The following is an 18,226-nucleotide window of genomic DNA, read 5'->3' on the forward strand; positions in this document are numbered from 1 at the left end:
GCTGGCGGGGTGAGGCGGGCGATCCAGCCGCCGCCGCCGAGGCGACCGCCGACCTGCTCACCGACTATCTGCGCGTCCTGGGCCCCGACCACCCCGACACCCTCACAATCAGCCGCAACCTCGCCTACTGGCAGGGCAAGGCCGACGAAAGGTAGGTGCGTTCTGGGACAGCCGCTCACCGCTGGCACGACCGTGGCGGAGAGGGCCTTTCGCACGTTCTGATCGCGCGGAATACCGACAGAACCCGGAGAATTGCGCAGCGCGGAATGCGGATCGGTCATCCTTTCTCCGTAGCCGCGGGGGAGATGGTGGAAGTTGATGGCGGCAGGCGCCGCTGCTCTACGGGTCATCACGTCATGCACCAGCCGGAGTCACAGGAACCGTCGGCCTCGTCGAAAATCGGCAGCAGATCCACGCCGTCGGGGATGGCCTCCGCGAGCGGGCGGGCATAACGGGTCAGGTAAATGTGGTCCAGCCCGAGCGCGTCACGCCGGTCGTTCAGCGTTGACTCCAGGGCGCACGCCCGCGCGAACAGGGCGGGCTTCTCACGGCGTAGGTTCTGCCAATCCTCAGCCCGCTTCATCGGACAGAACCAGCAGGCACTCTTCGGCGGCAGGGGCAAGCCAGCGTCGAGGATGATCCGCTGGCAGTCTGTACGTCGCAGCCCCAGGTCGAGTAGCGGGTACGCCTTGCGCTGATGGGGGATCGGATTGGTGTCCTTCGCGCGGTGGATCTCATCCAGGCTGATGCCCATGCCGATGAGTGCCGGGTGCTCCTGGGTGGCGCCCCGCCGCGCGGTCTCGCGAGCGACGACGCGGATCTTCCATTGGTCGGTGCACGCGCGATTACCCGGCGCCCCATTGCCCATGCGCACCGGTATTTCGATCGACCGGGACTCTGGCATCTCCAGCCGCTGAAGCAGCGTCCGCTCCAAGCCGGTCAAGCGCATGATGCGCCGCAGTTCTGTCAACTCCAGGCCGTGGTCGAAGGCAAACGGCTTGGAGTATTCCTCGACGTACCGCAGCGTGGCTGGCGACTCGGAGTCGTCGCCGACGTTGGCGAACAGGAATGTGCGGAAGTTGATCCGCCCCTGTGCGGCCAGGACGAGGAGTGCGGTGGACTGCTGGCCTCCGCCGAACGAGATGGCGCGGATGCCGCAGTCCTCACCTGCCACGGACGGCGAAACATTCGCCGCCCCCATTTCAGCGACACCGCGCGAGGCCGTCCCGTGGCTGGCTGGCCACGGAACAGAGGGGATATTCCGTAGGTTCAAATGTGCGGGTTCGCCGATATTCACGACGCCTCCCACAAGGTCCGGGCGATGTGCCCGTTCCCCCGGTCGACCCGAGGCCGGGCCGGTCGGTGCCAGCCCGGCCGGGCGGGGCGCTCCGCGATGACACTCCATCCAGCACCCCGCAGGCTCACACCGCTTTCCCCGTGCTGGGTGTACGTGATCAGCCGTCGGTAGCCCAGCGCCTTTGCCGCACGCCATGCCGCGGCGTACAGCAGCGAGTTGGCGTTGGGAGTCCCGTCGGTGCAGGTCCGGGTCACTTCCAGCGTCGAGCCGTTGTCGAGGTGGCGGGCGACGGGACGGCCGACGATCGCAACGCCGAGGAGCACTCCTTTCTCGTCGGCCGCGCCGACCGAGAAGACGTGACCGGCTGGCGGCTGGTGGTGCCGGTGCCACTGCTCCACGAAGTCGCAGGCGGCCCGGAACCGTACGGGCACCACGTGCAGTCGTTCATGCTGCGCCGGAGTCGGGGTGACCGTCTGGTCGGATGGCGCGTCGACAGCCGCGAGGGACGGGACCGCTGCCGGCGGTGCGGTGGACTTCCGTGCCGGAACCGTGCTGCGCTCGCCGCCCGCTGCGGGCTCGAACAGTGGGAGCATCGACTGCCCGCAGTCCGAGTGGCGTTGCGGCGCGGCGCACGGCTTCTCAGGCGACAGGCGCTCCGGGGCAAGGCTCCGTCGGTACTGTGGTGCGTCCGGCATGTCAGGCTGCCCTGGCGGTGCGGGCCCAGGCGCGGTGGGCGTGGCTGTCCAGGCCCTGGTGCATCTGTTCCAGCCGCTCGATCAGCGGCCGGTCCGGGCGGGTGAGGTAGACCAGTGACGCCAACGGACGTGCTTGCAAGCCCAGTTGGGCTTTGTACCGGTAGTTGCCCCGTCCGGCGTCGACAACGCTGGCCCCGGTGTCGCAGGCGTGCGCGAGGGAGGTGTACATCAGCCACGCGTATGTGGACAGGGCCCGTTTGCGGGCCTGATCGACGGCCGCCGTCCACAGGTAGAGAGTGTCGCCGCGGCGGAAGCATACGAACGCCCCAGCCAGGCCAGTCGGGTGCTGGGCGACGATGGCCAGGGCACCCGGCACGTCGGCGACCGGTTGGAGCATGTCCATGCCATACAGGGCGGGGCCGTGGCGCTGGCTGGTCTCGCGCGCGTGGCGGACGATGTCGGGCAGGACGGGGAGCATGTCGCGTCCGTGGAGTACCTCGGCGCGTAGGCCGGCCTCGTGGCCGCGCCGCCACTGGCGGCGCAGGTCCCGTCGCGACCGGCGGCGGGTCTGGTCCGCGACGACGAAGGCGTCGATGCCGCCGCCGTCGGGCAGGTCGATGCGGTGTGCCCAGTACGGGACGACGACAGCATCGGCACGTCGTACCGCGGTCCAGCGGGCGGCCTCGTTGGTGGTTAGGTTGGGTACGACCAGTGCGGGGGTGTCCCAGGTGCGAGCCAGGTCCAGGCCGCGGTCGAGGGCGTGCGCGAGGACGCCGGGGGGCGCCGCGGGCAGTCCGCCGTATTCCCCGTACAGGCTCCGGGCGTACGTCACGGGCCTGCCGCGCCACACGGGTCCGGGCAGTTCGGCGTCGCCCTCCATCGCCGTCCACAGCGGGCTGTGCACGGTGCGGTAGTACGGCAGGTGGGACACGGCGCCGTCGACCGGCCAGCGCATCACGTGCCGGTCGGTGAAGAGTTCGGTGGTCACCTGCCCCCACGCCGAGGTCCACTGCGCGGTGTGGAAGGGGGTCGGTTCGGTCGCGGTGGACGGCGGAGCGGATGCGGGACCTGTCGGGTACAAGCCCGGGAAGTGGGTCATGGAGGATTCCTCGTCAAGGGTGCGGATACCGGCAGGAGGCGCGCCGGGGCGCATCGCAGCCGGTTCGGCTGGCTGCCGCGCGTAAGGCGCAGGCCGGGCGGGTCAGTTGGGCGATGCCATGAGCAGGGCGCAGCGTTCGTCCTGGTCGGTCCACCAGTGGCTGACGGCGAACCCGGACTCGGCCAGTTCGTCGGCGAGTAGCTCGGGCCGGAACTTGCAGGAGATTTCGGTGCGCAGGTCCTGTCCGGCGGCGAACTGAGCGGTCAGGCCGATGCCCGGGATCTCGACCGCTTGCCGGGTACGGGCCCGCAGCCGCATCTCGATCCGCTCGTCCGCCGGGTTCCAGTGCGCGACGTGGTCGAACCCGTCGGGGTCGAAGTCGGCGCCCAGCTCCCGGTTCAGCACGTACAGGAGGTTCTTGTTGAACTGGGCCGTGACACCCTTCGCGTCGTCGTACGCGCGGACCAGCACGGTGGGATCCTTGACCAGGTCGACCCCGAGCAGCAGCACGTCGTCGGGCCCGAGCGCGAAGGACAGCGTGCGGTAGAACGCGCGGCGCTGGCCGGCGTCGTAGTTGCCGAGGGTGCTGCCGAGGAACGCCAGGAGACGGGGTCCGGGCACGGCGTCGAGGTCCAGGCCGGATTCGTAGTCGGCGACGGTGGCGCTGACGGTGATCTCGGGGTAGTCCGCGCGGATCGCGGCGCCGGCCTCGGCCAGCGCGGAACTGCTGATGTCCAGCGGCGCGTAGCGCAGCAGGCTGCCGCGGGCGGTGAGGGCGTCCAGGAGCAGCCTGGTCTTGCGGGAGTACCCCGAGCCCAGTTCCACCAGGGTCGCGGCCCGCGAGTACGAGGCGATCTCCGAGGAACGGCGGGAGATGATCTCGCGCTCGGCCAGCGTCGGGTAATACTCCGGCAGCCGGGTGATCAGCTCGAAGAGGTCGGACCCTCTCTTGTCGTACAGCCACTTCGATGGCATCTCGTACGGTGCCGCACGAAAACCTGCGGTGGCGTCGGCGCGCAGCGCGTTGGTGACGTAGTCGGCGGGCAGCCGGTTGTCGAGGCTGAAGCGGCTGGGCATGGAGGTTCCTTTCGCGAGGGGGCGGGACGTCTCGGCTCAGTCGGCGGCTGGTACGGACACCGGCTGAGGGTGTTCGGCGGGCGCGGCGCGGGCGGACGGTGCGGTCATCAACGCGGCGCGCAGCGGGATGCACAAGAGGGCCCCGGCCGCGCCGCAGGCAACCACCGCGGCGCCGGCCAGCGCGTTGCCGCCGACAGCCATCGACCAGCCCGCCAGCAGCGGTGCGAGAACCACCGCGCCGGCGAAGACGGCCCCGAACGCCCCGTGGTAGGTCCCGATCGCGAAGGGCGGAGCGATGACGGTGACGATTTCGGTCGCCACGATGTACAGGGCGATCTCGCCGGGAACTCCGGCGGTCACCGCCAGCGAGAAGCCGACGGTGGATTGGGCGAGGCCAGCGCTGCCCATGCCGGCTCCCAGCACCAGCGAGCTGATGGCCTGTGCACGCAGCAGCGGGCCGGGACGCCCGGCCAGCCGGGACAGCACCGGCGTCAGCACTGGGCTGAGCGCCAGCACCATCACCCCGTCGACGACCTGTGTCCACCCGTACGCCGCGCTGGACAGGCCCGAGTGCGCCATCATCATCGGCAGTGCGGACATCAGTCCCACCGCGCAGGTCATCGCCATCAGGCTGCTCGCGCACAGCAGCCAGAGCCTGCGGTCGCGCAGCGCGGCCCGTCCGGCCTCGGCTGCTGAGACTCCCGCGCCCCGTCGAGTGCTGCGCGGAGCGAGTCGGGGTACGGCCACGGCCGCGAAGACAATGAAGCTTGCGGCGTTGGCCGTGCACAGCGCGAGGTAGCCGACGCGGTCGGCCAGCAGCCCGCCGATGCCTCCGGTGGCCGCGGCTCCGACGTTGATGGCCGCCAGGCGCCAGCCGCTGACGCGGGCGCGCATCTGCGGGTTGTCCACCAGGTCGGTCAGTGCCGCGGACACCGCAGGGCGGGGCGCGTCGTAGGCGGCGCCGGCGATCGTGGCGACCGTCAGCAGCCAGGCCGGGCCGGTGCCGAGCGCCAGCAGCGGCATCGCGCCTGCGCCCGCCAGCGACGCGCCCAGCAGGGTGGCGCGGTAGCCGTACTGGTCGGTGGCCCACCCCGCAACGACCTGTCCGCCGAACCAGCCGACTCCGAAAGCAGCCAGAACGAGCCCTGCCGTCGCGGGTGAATGCCCGATCCCGGCAAGCCGGTAGGCCAAGAAGGGATAAGCGAATCCGGCGGCGCGCGCGATGAGCGTGCCCCAGATGAGAGCCCGGACCGGCGGCGGCCACCGGCTGGAGTGCCCGAGCGGCGGATCGGCGGATACGGCGGGCGGGACAGCAGCGGTCACGGCAGCGGGCTCCTAGACACGGTGAACAAGGCCGGGAGAGAAGGGAGCCGGTGCGCGTCGCGTCAACGCCCGGCGTACCGGTGCAGCCGCCGAGGGGTGCGGCGGGGGCGGCTGCACCGGTCCTCCCGGCACGCCCGGGGCACGGACTGCCCGGGGCCGGGAGACTAAGAAGCCGGTGACGGACACCGGCCCGGGCAGGATCAGGGGCGCTTGGGGTACGCGGGCGGCGGGCTGGCGTTGTAGGGGTTGATGCAGTCGTAGATGCCGTAGCCGGAAACCTTGCGGCCGTCGGACCTGCGCGTCACCGTCCCGTGGCTGTACCAGCGGCGCTCGGAGACCTTGTAGACGAACTGCGTGACCCGCACCGTGTCGCCGCGGTAGCCCACCCCGACGATCACGTTGCCCTGGCTCGGGCCGCTGCGGATGTTCACCGCCGAGCACGAGACCTTCATCGTGCCGGTGTCGTACGCCTGGGCCGGCTGTGCCAGGCCCAGTGCTGCGCCGACCACGCACACCGTGGCAAGCACGCCCCCCGTACGTCTGGATAGTGCGACCATTGCTCTCCCCTTCTTCCGGCCACGCCGGATACGGCCACGGCCGCCGGAGCGCGCCGCCACCTACCGGTCATCAACAAACATTGACGACAGGTTGGTCACCGTAGCCTTCCGCCGCCATGACCCGCGACGCCCGATATCCGGAATAAGGGGTTTGCGAAGAAAATCATCAAGAATTATTGATGGAAGTGCATCGCTTCCGCCCGCCATGTTGTCGCTTTTGCGACATCTGCCATGTCCGGCATTAACATCTGTGAAGATCTGTGTCAGTGGTCGCCTTGCCGATCCAGGCCGGGACGGGCACCATCAGGTGCGCGGATCGGATGTCAATGAACGTGGACGTCTGTGGGTGCCACTGAGGGGAGCTGAGCGGCGATGTTCGACGAGACGGCGGTCACCGAGAAGGCTCCGACGACCCTGGCGGGCCGGGTGTCCCAGCTGCGCGACCTGATCACTCCCAGGGGCGAGCCGCCCCTGAGCTACGAGAAGCTGGCGCGGGAGATCGAGGACCGGACCGGCCTGAAGGTGACCGGCGCGCACCTGCACAACATCGCCAGCGGGGCTCAGCCGGACCCGAAGATCAGCACGGTCCAGGCGCTCGCCGTAGTTTTCAAGGTGCCCGTGGGCTATCTCGTCGGCGACAACGGCGACTACACGCGGCTGACACAGGATCTGCGCCTGCTGGGCGCGCTCAAGCGCGGTGAGATCCGGCTCGCTGACGCCGGAGACACGCAACTGGACGGCCTGACCGTACGCCTGGCCGCTTTGGACGGCCAGCGCCTGGAAGCCGTCGCCGGCCTCGTCGCCGATCCCGTGGTCCTCGACGTGCTGGCCGACGCCGATGCCCGCGCGATCCTTGCCGTAGTGTCCGAGGCAGCGGCCGGGCAGCGTCAGCCGCTCGCAATGGCGCTCGCGCGTCCGGGGATCCTCGACGCGCTCGCCGACCCCGAAGTCCAGGAGGTCATCACGGTCCTGGCGGATCTGTCCCCGGCAAGCCGGGACGCGGTTCTCGCCGTCTGTCGTCAGTTCCTGAGCGTCGAGCACGGGTCGACCGCGTAACTGCGGCTGGGGCCGGGGCGTGCGGTCGCAGCTCAGCTGCCGCCGGGCGCGACGTCGGCGACCTGGGCGGCGACGTAGCCCTCGACCTCGACAGCCCGCACCTCACGCGCACCGCTCCCGCCCTGTGTGAGCTGCGGGATGTCCACCATCATGGTCACCGCGGTGCCGGACGTCGCGCGCGCCCGGTTCATCAGGCCGGCCATGGTATCGGGCACGGGCCTGCCGATGAGACTGATCCCGGCGGCCTCGGCCGCCGCGGACGCCGCCCGGTTCGCCCAGGCGACGCGGTTCGAGGCGTCGACGACGTAGTGGGGGTCGGGGTGCAGTTCCAGCAGACTTACCAGCCACGATTCACGGGACCGGCGCGCGGTGACATCCATCGCCGTCCCCACCATGCGCACTTTTTCCCCTGACGTGTTCGTCTCGAAATTCGCCCTGAGTTCGACCCAGCCGATTCTGCCGCCGGAGTTCACGACGCGGTATTCGACGGCGTACGGGGTGCCGTCGGTGAACGACCTCTCGATCGCCCGGTCGACCCCTGGCCGGTCGTCGGGGTGGATCTGCTCCATCCACGTGGCGATGTGCCGGTCCCAGCGGTCGGCATCGAGGTCGGTCATCGCCACCAGGTCCTCGATGACGTGGTCGTAGTCGAGCAGACCGCTGGCCAGATCCCACGACCACGCCCCGACCCTCATCTCCCGCATCATCCGCGGGCGGAGCGGCTCCTGCCACCACGGCGTCGTACCGCTGATCCAGCGGCGCGCCGTCGGAAGCCGGTCTCCGACGACGCCGCCGAGCCGCAGCAGGAATTCCCGCCGCTCCGGTTCCGGCGGTGTGCAGGTCAGCACGGACAGTGCGCCGATCGAAATACCGTCCGCGACCAGTGGCACCGACAGAACGCCCAGCCCCGCAGCCTCCTCACCACTGTCGTCCCCGGGCCACGAGGTGGACCAGACGATGTTGCGGCGGTCGGCGGCGGCCGACGGCGCGAGATCGGAGGTCTTGTCCACTGTCTCCCAGCGGCGAGCAATCTCCGCCGGAACACCGTGAACCGCCGCGAGATAGAGGCTGTCCGCTTCCTCTCCCGACAGATGCGCCAGGCCGCCGAGCCCACCGAGCGCCGCAACCGCCTGCTGGAGCGCGCGCCTGAGAACCTCCGCCCCATCGGCGTCCTCGGGCGCGGTCAGCCAGCGCAGACGCAGCGCGTCTTCAGGACGCAGGGCAGCGCCGTCGTCGCGGTGTCCGGAACTGGTCACTGCTCTCGCCTCCACCGCCCGGCCGAGGGCGCGTGCGCATCACAAAGGGCATTGGTCATATACATCGTCAGTATGTCAATCAGCGAGAAAAGCGACCGAACACGCCGCATCGACCGGGGCCGCCTGCCGGAGGGGGCACCACCGTAACAACCTTGCCCCGACGTGATTCTTCATGGCGTTGCCGCCGTAGGCAAGGAGTTACTTAACGCCCGCCCACCGCGGGAGCTACTTCCGCCGCCGTCCGGACGCGTCACAGCAGAGGCCCGTCCAGTTCGCCGGTGACGGTTGCGGCGAGAAAGAGATCGTGCACAGCGTTCACCTGGTTGGTGCCGTCGCTGGAGCCCGACCGCTGGATAAGCGGGCGCTTGAGTGCGGCCTCGATCTCCCGGAGCCGCTTTCGTACGGTTTTCGGATGCAGATGGAGATCTTCGGCGGTGCGATGAGTTGATTGGCCTGCGGTGAGCCAGGCCACGGCGAACTCATGAAGGTCCTCGCCAAGTCGGCCGAACAGACCGTGGGCCCAGATGCGGGCCTCGTCGGTCGCGAGGAGATCAGCAAGGGTGGTCGGCACCGAACTCACCGGTGCCCGCAGCCGGAGCCGGTCCACGCGCAGGGCGATGTCGAGGCGGATTCGGTCCGCCTGGCTGCTCCAGTCGAGCCCGACGGCGCCGGCGGTGGCCTCGGCCCGGGACCGGATCGTGGTGCGGTCGGCCCCCAACTTCCGTGCCGCCGCTACGATGCCCACGGCCAGAGCCACTCGCGTGGTTTCCAACCATGTCCCGCGCCGGCCGGGCTCCCACTCCGCCAGCGGCCTCAGCAGAGCCCCGGACCACTGGTGCGCCGGCGCACTCGGCAGCGCGGAGGCGAGGTTCGCGGCCGGGTCGTACGCCGCCCACCGGTCGGGGAGGTCGGTGGCCATGGTGACGGCCTGCTGAGCCTGCTCGTACGCCTCCGCCAGGCCATCACCGACCGCGGCGGACCGGCTCGCACCCACGTAGATACCGGGGTGGCTGGCGAGAATGCCCCGCACGGCGGCCCGTGGCCGTTCGGCGTCGTCGGCGACGACCACAATGTGCCGCTCGTCGTCGGGACTGGGAACCACCAGCGCGTCGGCGCCCAGACGCTGATGGAGCGCCGCGGCCAGCACCTTGCGCCGCGGAGACCGCACGCTGACGACCAGCACCTGGGCACGTGCGCCGTTGAAAAGGGCGGCGCCCAGGTGAAGGGCGGCCGCGGCCCGCCGCGCGGGAGCAATCTGCCCGTCCAGAAGCATCTGAACGATGCTGGACCGGACCGGTGCGCGTTCTGCCTCGGCGCTCGACCGGCGGCCGAGCCAGCTCGTCAGCAGTCTTTCGGTCTGCGAGACGGCCTCGCTCACCGGGGACGGCCAGCCTCCTCGTCGCGCTACGACCAGGACGCTCCTCGGGGGCTCAGGCGCGAGCCCGTACAGACGCACCGACCAGTCGTCCACCGTGTCGTACGCGTCGGTGAACGCCGATCCCTCCGCGACCGCCTCCAGGCGGCTGCCGGGCACCTCCTCCTGCCCCACCGGTCCGGACGGAGTCTGATACGGCATCACCAGGATCGCCTGCCCGCCGATCTCAGACGCCAGCCACTGCAGGAGCGGCGCCGCCGACTCCGCACCGGTCAGCTCCTGCGAAAAGCGCAGCAGGAGGGTGCTGCGTTCTGCAGCTGCCGCCTGCTCGGCGAATCTCAGTTCGGCCACTGCGCCCGCCAGGAATGCCACCGACAGCTCGCGGGCCACAACGACCGGCAAGCGGCGTGCCCTGGCGGCAGCAAGAAGAGCGGTCGGCGCGCGCTCGTCCGTCACGATCCCCGCAGCACCCGCCGTTGCCACCGCATCGACGAGCGACACGGCCTGCCCAGGATTCACCGGCTCGACCACGGCGAGCATGTCCCGCCACCCCTCACGGCGGGCCGGAATTCCGTTGGCCGGCCAGACGCCGACCACTGCCCGGCTGCCGCCCTCCGGACGGAGGAGCCTGAGCCGTTCGGGCCACGCGGCCACCAACCCGCTGAGATCGAGCACGTCCCCCTGGAACCTCCTGGCAGCCCGCATCTGGCCGGTTTACGCCCCTGACCGCCACTCCGGGGCGCCACCCTCAGTCACGGGAGCCGCTCAGCGGCCGACCGGGACCTCATCTGTTTGAACCGTATGCGACTCCGACCGCGTGCGACGGGGCACAAGCGATGAGGTGTGCTCTGTCACACGCGCACATTGGCCGAATATCCGCGTTCGTGCCCCACGTATCGGTCCTGCCTCAGCGTCAGTGCCCTTGGACGGGTGATACGCCGCCCATAACGTCAGATCCGGACACAAGATCCGGTCGCGGCGCCGCGAAGCGCCGCATCATCTTCGGCCGGAACAAGGAGAGATGATGACGGGGCGGACGGGAAGCGAGCAGTCGGCGCAGACACGCGCAGCGGACGGAGACGTCCCGCAGGCTCCCGCGCCGCCGACGGCGGCGCGGGACGACGACGCGGACCCACTCCTCGACGCCGCGTGCCGCCTCCTGCCCGCACTCGACCCGGACCTGGTGGCGCGGGCACTGGAACTCGGCCGCTACCGGCCGGAACAGCGGGCACGAGACTGACGCCTCTGTGTGCCGGGCCCCGCCCGGTCGCGGCCCAGGACGGGCCGAGGCGGTCTCGGCACGTGGACGCCCGGCGGTCGCCCGGCAGTCGATCCGTTTTCCCCGCACGCCCCCGTACGAGGGAGTCGCCGCACGCCGGCGGCACCCGCGGAACCTGATGTCCCGATGACGAATCATGTTGACCCACCGCACTCTGAATCGATAGATTTACATATGTCATTCCGGGGTCAGGGCAAGGCCCCGCAGATCCACCACGTCAAGGGAGACCAACCGATGGCCGTTACCGTCAACCTCGCCGATGTCGGCGCCCGCGTGCGCTCCAACGGACTCGACGCGCACGTGTTCGCCGACCAGTTGTTCGTCAGCCTGCCGTGCAGCCGCGAGCAGCTCGTCCTCTCCCCCGGCCGCAGCGTCAAGTCGCCCCGGCTTTTCTGGCAGCAGCGCACCGACATCGGCGCCGCCACCGGGAAGTCCGGTCACCTGCCGTGGCCTGCGGCGGGCGACATCGACATGCTCGTGCAGTTCGTCTTGCGCCATGCGTACTCGACCAGTGAGTACGGGCCGCAGTACCGGCCTGTCCTGGATGCGCTCCACCGGCACGGCCTGACCGGACAGCTCTGCCCCGCTCAGGGCGGCGGCTACTACATCAAGGTCCCGCTCCACGCGGACGGGTTTCTCCTGGTCGGGTCGCCCGATGCCCTGCCCCCGCGATTGGACCAGGTCACCGGCTGGCGGACTGAGCATTTCGTGGACGACACTTCCGTCACGGTCGTGTACGACTCCGTTCCCGACGGCCCGGACGTCGAGCGGCCGAGGACCGGGGGCGCCGACGTGAACCGGCTCGCAGCCAGCCTCGCGCGGTACGTCCGGGAACTCATGGTGCGCTACGACGGCACAAGCCCGCTTCACGCCGCCATCCCCGGCGAGAGTGGGCACGACACGCTCGGCTGGCTGTTCGAGGAACTCGCGGCCCTGCCCCCCGTCTTCGCCTCGGCCTCCAGCGACGGCACGGCGGTCATCACGATCGCCGCGCCCGACGGCAGCGACGCCACCACCGTGACGCTGCCGACCGCATCGGTGAACCGCATGAACCACCTGCTGCTGGCCGAGATCGCCGCGCACCACGCTCTCGTCAGGTAGCTCCAGAAAATTGCCGGGCCCACGAGAAGGCGGGCCGGGCGCTCCTCGTCGACGCGTGCGGCCGGGCGCAACCGCAAGGTGCGCCCGGCCGCACGCGTGGGCGGGGCCGACGGTACGAACCAAAGGTTCGTGCCGGCACGGCCGGAGCCTGCCGACTCGGGCAAACCGCCGGCCCCTGATCCACCACGGGCGAAGGCCGGCCGGAAGGCCGTACATCACTGTGGTAAACGGGAGTCTACGGGGAACGGCTGGAGGCATCATGACCACGACGCGCGCACAGTTCGAGCAGCGCCTTGCAGAGTTGACCGACCCATGGCTGACCAGGAGACAGGTGGAATATCTCGCCGGGGCGTCACGGAGCGCCGTGGTGAAATGGCTGGCAGCCGATCCCATCCCGGCGGAAAAAACCCGTACCGGCCCGCGACGCGTACAGCTCATCGACCGGGACACCGCCGCCACATGGACGCGCGCCAAGCTCTTTCCGGAGGACGAGGACCTCGGCCGCCAACCGGGCCCGCGCCTGGCGGCCGAGGTCCAACGGCTCAGCTACACAGCGGGCGAACGGTGGAGGTGGACGGATATCGCGCGGATGCGGGGTGTCACACCGGGAGCGATCAGCAATCTCGGACGATCGTACGCCGACCACGCCGTAAATCCTTTTCCACCGGCTGGCCCAGACAATAGACGCGACGCACAAGCGGTCAGCGACTGGTTCCACTGGTACGACTCTTCACGCCCCGGCTACGCAAAGCGCGGCGCCGCAGCGGAATCCTAGGAGATCCCCGCCGGAAATGACCTGCGAGTCCGTTCTCCGACTCTGGGGGTTTCCCTTCCCGGCCATCGATTATGGGGGGCCGCGGTGGCCTCCGCGCAAGGTCGGCCAGCGGGTTTTTTCTCCGCTCCTCCGTCGCTGCGAAAATACCCGCCACCCTCCCCTGCACTCCGCCCAGCGGCCCCCCACCATCTCTTTTGCCGGGAAGGGGCCGGGGCATCCTCTCCGGCCACGCTCAGCACTCGCCAGGCACCGCTGCCGTCTGCGGACCGGCGGGGCGGACCAACGCCACGTTTGGCAGAAACCCGAGGCCAGGGCCACATGTCCGTTGACACCACCCCACCAGGATCGATAGATTTACATATGTCGGAAGGGGTCAGGGCAAGACCCCGAGGATCCACCACCCGCCGACCGACTGTCGGTGGAATCGAGGCGCCGTGTATCTGGTGGCAGTTCGAGAATACAAGAAGACGAAAAGCAAGAGCGCTATCCACCCCTACCGCTGCGTGTCCCACAAGGCATATTCCACATACGACGAATCGCAGATATCCGTCCACGCCATCGACATTCTGCGGGAGGCCGGGCCGGGCGCCCGGTACTCGGGAATGGAAGAATTCGACTCCGCACACGCGTTCTGGAACGAACCCCACGAGTGCCCCGAGGACGGTCCGTCCGAAGAGTGCGAAGAGCTGGGACTGGAAGCCTGCCGCGAATGGGTGGAGAAGAGCGCGACCCAGATTCCCGCCGGCGGGCACCTGGATCTCCACCTCGGATTGCCGCAGTCGTTCACCGAATTCGTGATCCGCCGAGTCTGAGATGCGGCCGAAACCCCTCCACGAGGGGTCGTCCCGGGGTGGCGCCCGGGGCCTGACGATGGCTGCCACGCATCTCGATCGGACCCGCCAATCGCAGTCCGCCGCGGGGCAGGGCAAGCCCCGAATCCACCACACAGGAGAGACGGGAAATCACGTGGAATACGGAATGACAGTGGATCTCAATGACACCAGCCAGGTCGTCACCCTGTTCGACCCGACGACCCAGAAGTTCACCATTCAGCTGTGGACCGACGGCGAGCAGAAGGCGGACCTCAGCAACCCCGACATCGACACCCTGGTTGCCGCCGTCGGCGACCTTCTGTCCGAGCAGGGGATCACGCCCCTGCCGTCCCGGCCGGAGGCCAAGGTCCGCCGGGCACTGACCGTGGCGAAGGGCGGGCTCGACGCGGCGGTCGATCTCCTGAACCTCGTCGTGGCGCAGCGCGCGGCTGAGATCCCGTGCACCCTTGCCTGGGCAAGTACCGCGGCGTACCACGCTGCTCTCGTACGGGACTGCCACACCGGCGACGGAAGCCCGCTCTCGGAGGTGCTGGTATCTGCGGGGCCGCCGAGCGACGGCCCCGGCGCGTGGGACGCGGGCACCATCACGCTGCACTACGCCAACGGCTCGATCGGCTTCATGGACGCAGAACTCAGCCCTTTCACCGACGAGTTGAGGGATGTCGCAGCGGAGATGGGAACCGCCGTCACCCCCGGCACCGCGCTGAGCATCAAGGTGAGCGCAGAGCACCTCACCGACTACCAGCCCTCCGATGCCGCCGCGGTCGCTGCCAAGGCTCTGGGACCCGGCTGGACATGCGGCAGCCAGCCCTACGGAGACTCGTGGCTCCGGCACGCCGACGGGAGTGTCATCGCCATCCACACGGGATCCGCGCGAGACCTCACGCTGAGCGCGACCGTCGAGGGGGTCTCCACCATCCACCACGAACACAGCCTCGACGCCGCGCTCCTGGAGAACCTGCTTGTCGCGGGCACGGAGCTGCGCCGACTCGCCGTGCACATGCACCGGCTTCTCGACACCGAGCGGCCCCGTCCCGAGGACCAGGTCCCGCGCGCAGGTCTGCGGTACGAGGTCGTTGCGACCACCCCTCCCGGGCGGTGGGCGGTCCGGGACAGCGTGGGCACGGCCGCCCTGGGAACGACCTCCGACCAGATGGCGGCGCACATGCTCGCCAACGCGATGTCGCTCGCCGCACTCGCGGGCCCGCTGGAGGAACTCTTCTATGAGTTTCACTACCCGGACGGCACGCTCGCCAGCAGCGGACTCCGCCCCCTCACCGTCATCCGGCAGTTGCTGACCTACTACACGACCGAAGACGACACCGTCTCCTTCGAGTGGACGCCAGCCACGATCAGCATCCTGTTCGCCGGCGGATCGGTGGCGGCGTTCCGGCGCCCTACTCCGTGACGCCTAACGACCCGCAGGCCGAGTAGGCGTGGCCAGGGTCCGGCCGTTCGGCCGGACCCTGGCCACAGCCCGAACACGCGAGCCCCAGACTTGCTCCCGCCGGTCCGTTCCAGCGCCCGCCCATTCCAGCTCCGCGCCCCGGATTTGAGGAACAGTTGTGACGATCGACGAAGACACCACCCGTCCGCGCCGCCGCCCGCTGCGCGATGTCGCTGGCGGGCCGGTGCAGCAGGCCCATCGGGTGGACCGCTGCCGCTCGCACATGGTCGCCTCGCCGCTGCTGCTCGACGACGGCCAAGCCGTTTCTCGGCTGAGCTTTCCCGTCCAGGGCGAGGCGGCGCGGAGCCTTGCGCGGGCGGAGGCGGCCTGCGTGCTCGCGCCCCGGTTCGGCGTGCGCGCGCAGCGGCTGCCGTCGACGCGGTGGTCCGCCGTACAGGTCGTCGTCGAGGGCGACCCGGCGCCGGTCGCCAGGTGTGTGGCGGCTATGCCGCGGATTCTGGACTACGTCGAGGTTCTGGCGTCGGAGGCCGCACGGGCATTCGGCAGATGGTCCCGGCATTCCTGTGAGGCAGCCCTGGTCACCGCGCTGGGCGCGGTCGAGCTGCACACGCGGGCCAGGGAGTTCCGGGCCGCAGCGTTCGACGTCGCGGCCCGCGTTCTCGCGGGCCCGTACACAGATTCTTGCGTTGCGGCGCGGACCGAACTTCCCCCGTGGGACCAGGTCGAGGCGATCGCCGGTGGTTACGCGTCGTACGGATGGGTCGATGTCGCCGACGCGTACGACCCGGCCGAGGTCCAGCAGCTATTGGCCCACGCGATCCCCGCCACCGGCTACGGCGCCCTGGACCACCGCACCGCCAGCCACGACACCGCGGGCTTCGAACAACTCGCCCTGCCGATTCCGGACTCCGGCCACCTGCGGTCGTCCGGCACGACGGTGGTCGTCATCCCCTGCTCGGGCGCGAAGCTCGACCGCCGCGCGACGGCTGGGGAGATCTACACCGGCAGGCTTCACGGGCAGGCCCGCCGTGCCGCAGACGCCCTGACCGCCGGCGGCGGAACAGTCCTGGTCCTGAGTGCACTGCACGGCTTCCTTTCGCTGACGCGCGAGATCGAGCCCTACGAGCACCGGTGGAACCAGCCGGGATCGGTGACCGCCGTCGAACTGCTCGCGCAGGCCGCAGCTCTGGGGCTGGCCGACGCCGACGATGTCATCCTCCTCACCCCCAGCGCCTACACCGCGCGCGCCGCGCGCGTCTGGCCGGAGGCCCGCGCCCCCCTGGCGCACATGGGCATCGGACGGCAGCTCGCCCGCCTGGCCTCACTGCGCGAGCACTCCGGCTCGGTTTTCTGTGTCGAGGGCGGCGGTGTCTTCGATGCCGCTCCGCAGACTCAGCGGTGGCCCTGCGGCCGTCAGCCGAGTTCCGGCCCGGCGGACACCTGGGCGGGTCCGCCCTTCACGGAGCCGACCACTATTCCCGTGTCACAGTCACCGACGCCTTCCGCAGAGACACCCGGACCGACATCGACGCCTGACCTCGGCGGGCGGCCCGGCGGCGGCTGGTGGTTCGGAATCGCCGCCGGGCCATGTGTCCAGCCACCGTGGCCCTCAACGAACCAAACCGGACGGCATCATCGTAGTGACGCCTCAGCCGAGTAGGAGCATCTCGTGGAAAAGATCGACGGCCGCCCGTACGCCAGCAGGCCGGAGCTGATGGAGGCCAGCGGTTACAGCCGGGCGACCCTGGCCAAGCTGTGGCGCGACCGGGAAAGCAACGGCCACCCCCCGCAGGTCACGGTGGACGGCGTCATGCGCTGGGATCTGGAGAACTGGCTGGAGTGGAGCGCGGGGTATCAGCGCGCGCGGCGCGAGAGTATTCGACCGGTGGACCGCAGCGGGAACCCGGACGAGGAACTGCCGCCGGTCGAGCAGGCCCGGGTGCTCGGCCTCGAACGCAGCGCCATCGCGCAGTACCGCAGAAACCCGCCGCCGGGCTGGCCGCCCCCGCTCCGCACCGAACGCAACGGGCGCGGGGTGATCGAGTTCCGGACCAGGCGGCAGTTGTGGGAGTACGCCGATAACGCCTCGCGCGCCGGTGTGGCCGGACGCACGGCAGGTCCGGGACCGGAGGCGCGAATCCAGCGCGCCGTCGAGGCGATGACCGCCGCACCGGACCGTCCGGCGGGCGTGGTCGCCCGCGAACTGGCCGCCGAGTACGGCCAGTCCCCCGTCACCTGGCGGCCCATCGTCACCGAAGCCCGCAAGCGCCTCCGGAGCCAGTAGCCGCGCCGACAGGCACCTGCCTGAACTGCACGTTTGTCGCGGGAGCGCGTTGACCCGTGCACATTTTGATGATTGAATTAGACATGTCATCGCGGCCGCCGCCATCGCATCGGCCCTTGCCGTCGAGGGTGCCATACGCGCAGAAGTCGGCCCGTAGAACCGCCGTCCGCCTACGGGAGGGCGGGGGCCGGAATCCCCGCCCGCCCGAACCACCGACACCTCAGCCAGTCATTCCGGGGGCGGATGTCCCCGGGACGGCCTCGGCCTACACCGGAACTCTCAGCAAAGGACTTCAACTCTCATGGACATCACCGGTCCCGGTCAGCACCTCGACGCCATTTCCCTCATTCATGCCGCAATCACCAGCTTCGACGAAATCACCACCCGACACCTCGACGAGGTCCACCCTTACGTGGACGAGGAGGGAGTCATCGAGTCATCTCGCGCCCGATGGGAGGAGGTAAATGCCCGGCATGCTGAGGAAGGCAACGCGCATCTTGTTGCGACGATGGCGACGCTCCGCTGTGCATTCGGTACTCCCGCTCCCGGCCTTCCTCACACCCTCGTCTACCGTGGGACGGCCGAAGGCGCCGCACCGTGGCTCTGGATTGTCACCGCGACCAGCGTTGACGAAGCAGACGAAATCCTTCACAGCCTGCCGACGTTCAAGGAATGGGCAGACAGCGAGCGGGACTGGAACAACCCCGACACAGAACCGCGGATCACGCTCGATCGCGACCGCAGCGGCCTCGGCATAAGCGACTTGCGCGGCAGCAACGACTTGCGTGTCGAGCAGGCACATCGGTGCTGA

17 protein-coding genes and 1 other RNA gene are annotated in these 18,226 nt (G+C 69.7%); 10 read left to right on the forward strand and 8 right to left on the reverse strand.

Annotated features, from left to right (window positions below; translation table 11 throughout):
- Positions 1–349: 349 nt before the first annotated feature.
- From BM076_RS31590 to BM076_RS31615, 6 genes are all read right to left on the reverse strand, one after another.
- Positions 350–1,297: an adenine nucleotide alpha hydrolase family protein gene (locus BM076_RS31590; protein WP_245796573.1), complete on the reverse strand. Its 948-nt coding sequence runs from the start codon at positions 1,295–1,297 to the stop codon at positions 350–352.
- Positions 1,294–1,728: an XF1762 family protein gene (locus BM076_RS31595; RefSeq protein ID WP_245796574.1), complete on the reverse strand. Its 435-nt coding sequence runs from the start codon at positions 1,726–1,728 to the stop codon at positions 1,294–1,296. The genes BM076_RS31590 and BM076_RS31595 overlap by 4 nt, the downstream gene beginning before the upstream one ends.
- Before the next feature lie 265 nt (positions 1,729–1,993).
- Positions 1,994–3,091: a GNAT family N-acetyltransferase gene (locus tag BM076_RS31600; protein WP_177246702.1), complete on the reverse strand. Its 1,098-nt coding sequence runs from the start codon at positions 3,089–3,091 to the stop codon at positions 1,994–1,996.
- A 102-nt stretch (positions 3,092–3,193) separates the two neighbouring features.
- Positions 3,194–4,168 carry an L-histidine N(alpha)-methyltransferase gene (gene egtD, locus BM076_RS31605; protein ID WP_093717184.1) on the reverse strand — a complete coding sequence of 325 codons (975 nt, stop codon included), beginning with the start codon at positions 4,166–4,168 and terminating at the stop codon, positions 3,194–3,196.
- Positions 4,169–4,204: 36 nt separating this feature from the next.
- Positions 4,205–5,491 carry an MFS transporter gene (locus tag BM076_RS31610; RefSeq protein WP_093717185.1) on the reverse strand — a complete coding sequence of 429 codons (1,287 nt, stop codon included), beginning with the start codon at positions 5,489–5,491 and terminating at the stop codon, positions 4,205–4,207.
- A gap of 200 nt (positions 5,492–5,691) precedes the next feature.
- The gene (locus BM076_RS31615; RefSeq protein WP_143120684.1) at positions 5,692–6,048 is read right to left on the reverse strand and encodes an SH3 domain-containing protein; all 357 of its coding nucleotides are present in this window, start codon (positions 6,046–6,048) and stop codon (positions 5,692–5,694) included.
- A 372-nt stretch (positions 6,049–6,420) separates the two neighbouring features.
- Between BM076_RS31615 and BM076_RS31620 the strand changes: the two genes are divergently transcribed.
- The gene (locus tag BM076_RS31620) at positions 6,421–7,104 is read left to right on the forward strand and encodes a hypothetical protein (protein WP_093717187.1); all 684 of its coding nucleotides are present in this window, start codon (positions 6,421–6,423) and stop codon (positions 7,102–7,104) included.
- Between the two features lie 32 nt (positions 7,105–7,136).
- Here BM076_RS31620 and BM076_RS31625 read toward each other — a convergent pair whose 3' ends face one another.
- Both BM076_RS31625 and BM076_RS31635 read right to left on the reverse strand, forming a co-directional pair.
- Positions 7,137–8,360, reverse strand: a complete 1,224-nt coding sequence (locus BM076_RS31625; RefSeq protein WP_143120685.1) for a PAS domain-containing protein — start codon at positions 8,358–8,360, stop codon at positions 7,137–7,139.
- A 250-nt stretch (positions 8,361–8,610) separates the two neighbouring features.
- On the reverse strand, positions 8,611–10,410 hold the full coding sequence (locus BM076_RS31635) for a helix-turn-helix domain-containing protein (RefSeq protein ID WP_143120686.1): 1,800 nt from the start codon (positions 10,408–10,410) through the stop codon (positions 8,611–8,613).
- Between the two features lie 349 nt (positions 10,411–10,759).
- Between BM076_RS31635 and BM076_RS31640 the strand changes: the two genes are divergently transcribed.
- The 9 genes from BM076_RS31640 to BM076_RS31675 all read left to right on the forward strand — a co-directional run bounded on the left by BM076_RS31640 (position 10,760) and on the right by BM076_RS31675 (position 18,226).
- Positions 10,760–10,975 carry a hypothetical protein gene (locus BM076_RS31640; protein ID WP_143120687.1) on the forward strand — a complete coding sequence of 72 codons (216 nt, stop codon included), beginning with the start codon at positions 10,760–10,762 and terminating at the stop codon, positions 10,973–10,975.
- A gap of 273 nt (positions 10,976–11,248) precedes the next feature.
- The gene (locus BM076_RS31645; RefSeq protein ID WP_093717192.1) at positions 11,249–12,115 is read left to right on the forward strand and encodes a hypothetical protein; all 867 of its coding nucleotides are present in this window, start codon (positions 11,249–11,251) and stop codon (positions 12,113–12,115) included.
- A gap of 259 nt (positions 12,116–12,374) precedes the next feature.
- Positions 12,375–12,890 (forward strand): hypothetical protein, encoded by a 516-nt coding sequence (locus BM076_RS36260; protein WP_143120688.1) that lies wholly within the window; start codon positions 12,375–12,377, stop codon positions 12,888–12,890.
- Positions 12,891–13,324: 434 nt separating this feature from the next.
- Entirely contained in the window at positions 13,325–13,702 is a 378-nt protein-coding gene (locus tag BM076_RS31650) for a hypothetical protein (RefSeq protein ID WP_143120689.1), read from the forward strand.
- Positions 13,703–13,707: 5 nt separating this feature from the next.
- An RNA gene (locus tag BM076_RS31655) (hammerhead ribozyme type II) lies at positions 13,708–13,773 on the forward strand.
- 95 nt (positions 13,774–13,868) lie between these two features.
- Complete coding sequence (locus BM076_RS31660) at positions 13,869–15,131, forward strand: hypothetical protein (RefSeq protein WP_143120690.1); 1,263 nt, start codon at positions 13,869–13,871, stop codon at positions 15,129–15,131.
- 157 nt (positions 15,132–15,288) lie between these two features.
- Positions 15,289–16,791 (forward strand): DUF6884 domain-containing protein, encoded by a 1,503-nt coding sequence (locus BM076_RS31665; RefSeq protein WP_093717195.1) that lies wholly within the window; start codon positions 15,289–15,291, stop codon positions 16,789–16,791.
- Between the two features lie 9 nt (positions 16,792–16,800).
- A complete protein-coding gene (locus tag BM076_RS31670) occupies positions 16,801–17,415 on the forward strand; it encodes a hypothetical protein (RefSeq protein WP_093717196.1) in 615 nt (204 codons plus the stop codon).
- Positions 17,416–17,716: 301 nt separating this feature from the next.
- On the forward strand, positions 17,717–18,226 hold the full coding sequence (locus tag BM076_RS31675) for a hypothetical protein (RefSeq protein WP_093717197.1): 510 nt from the start codon (positions 17,717–17,719) through the stop codon (positions 18,224–18,226).

It is taken from the genome of Actinacidiphila alni (assembly GCF_900112845.1).
Taxonomy (GTDB): domain Bacteria; phylum Actinomycetota; class Actinomycetes; order Streptomycetales; family Streptomycetaceae; genus Actinacidiphila; species Actinacidiphila alni.